The sequence below is a fragment of the Moorena sp. SIO4A1 genome (assembly GCF_010672065.1).
Classification (GTDB): Bacteria; Cyanobacteriota; Cyanobacteriia; order Cyanobacteriales; family Coleofasciculaceae; genus Moorena.
Genome location: NZ_JAAHHX010001057.1, coordinates 1 through 1,042, shown reverse-complemented (window position 1 = coordinate 1,042; position 1,042 = coordinate 1). Strand labels below are relative to the sequence as shown.

The window sequence follows — 1,042 nt, the reverse complement described above, 5'->3', positions numbered from 1 at the left end:
ATAATCCATCCAAGGCAGCGGCGGCTTTTAAGCCTTGGGGCTTGCGGGTGTAGGAAAAGCTGTTGTTCGTGATTTCCAGTTCAAAGAACTTCCCCACTCGATACTTGTTAATCACCTTTCCGACTCGGAGGCCAATTTGGTCAGCACCCTTTAAAGCCCTTTTTTATCGGAGAGTAGCTTGAACAATTTTTTCTAATTCTTATTCTGTTTTATGTAAGAGTTTTTCTCGTTTTTGAGCCCTTGAATCAGCAGTTATTGGATTGCGACAAGCGATTAATCTTTCCCCCGGATAATCTACTGATTCCACTTCCACTAAATTTTGTTCATCAAACAGTCCCAGTTGAATCACTTCTTGCTCAGCCAAGAGTTTGATTTGATGAGCAGTTAAGGCTGTAATCCAATCGAGATCCTCCCTTGTCGAGAACTCTTGGTTGATACGGGTTTGAGTAATCATACCAAATCCGGTTGTCAAACACCCTTATAATATAAGAAAATTGATGGAGACAAGATGGATGCCCAAAAAAGTTACTCTAGCCAATCATTGTAGTTCCGACGAACTGAAACAAAAGTACCTCAAAAGTAAAGATTTAGTGGCCTTTTGGCCACGCTACGCGAACGAATCAAGAAGATGGCACCTACTGTGGAAAGTGTCCTTAGGGTGGACTATTAAAAATAGTGCCATCGCTGTGGGTATTAATTATGATTATGGCAAAGAGATAGTTAAAAAATATAATAATTTTGGAGAAAAAGGAGTCCAGAATTTAAAAAATAAGCACAGACAGCATAGGGGAGGCAAAAAACCACTACTAAGAGAATCTCAACTTAAAAAATTAGCAAAAGAATTAGAATCAAGACCATCAGACGGAGGAATTTGGACAGGACCAAAAGTAGCTCGTTGGATCGAAAAAGAAACCAGAGACGAAACCTTAGAGAGTGGTTTGAAGTTACCGTAAGAATAAAGAAGCCTTATTCCATGAGTTTTATCCCTTTTACCCATAGCCTTTCGCCTATAAAGGCTTCTTTATTCTAAGGTTTCATCTCC

General features: G+C 39.5%; 2 protein-coding genes. One reads left to right on the top strand and one right to left on the bottom strand.

What is annotated here, in order from left to right; genetic code table 11:
* Positions 1–199 precede the first annotated feature (199 nt).
* Positions 200–454, bottom strand: coding sequence for a hypothetical protein (locus F6K53_RS45235; protein ID WP_293072285.1), 255 nt, complete (start codon positions 452–454; stop codon positions 200–202).
* A 58-nt stretch (positions 455–512) separates the two neighbouring features.
* Here F6K53_RS45235 and F6K53_RS45230 point away from each other — a divergent pair, with 58 nt between their 5' ends.
* Positions 513–953 carry a helix-turn-helix domain-containing protein gene (locus F6K53_RS45230; RefSeq protein ID WP_293029912.1) on the top strand — a complete coding sequence of 147 codons (441 nt, stop codon included), beginning with the start codon at positions 513–515 and terminating at the stop codon, positions 951–953.
* The last annotated feature ends 89 nt before the right edge of the window (positions 954–1,042 follow it).

Excerpts from the sequence above, each read along its gene's own strand:
- F6K53_RS45230 (WP_293029912.1), top strand. The coding sequence starts at position 513 with ATGCCCAAAAAAGTTACTCTAGCCAATCATTGTAGTTCCGACGAACTG.
- F6K53_RS45235 (WP_293072285.1), bottom strand. The coding sequence starts at position 454 with ATGATTACTCAAACCCGTATCAACCAAGAGTTCTCGACAAGGGAGGAT.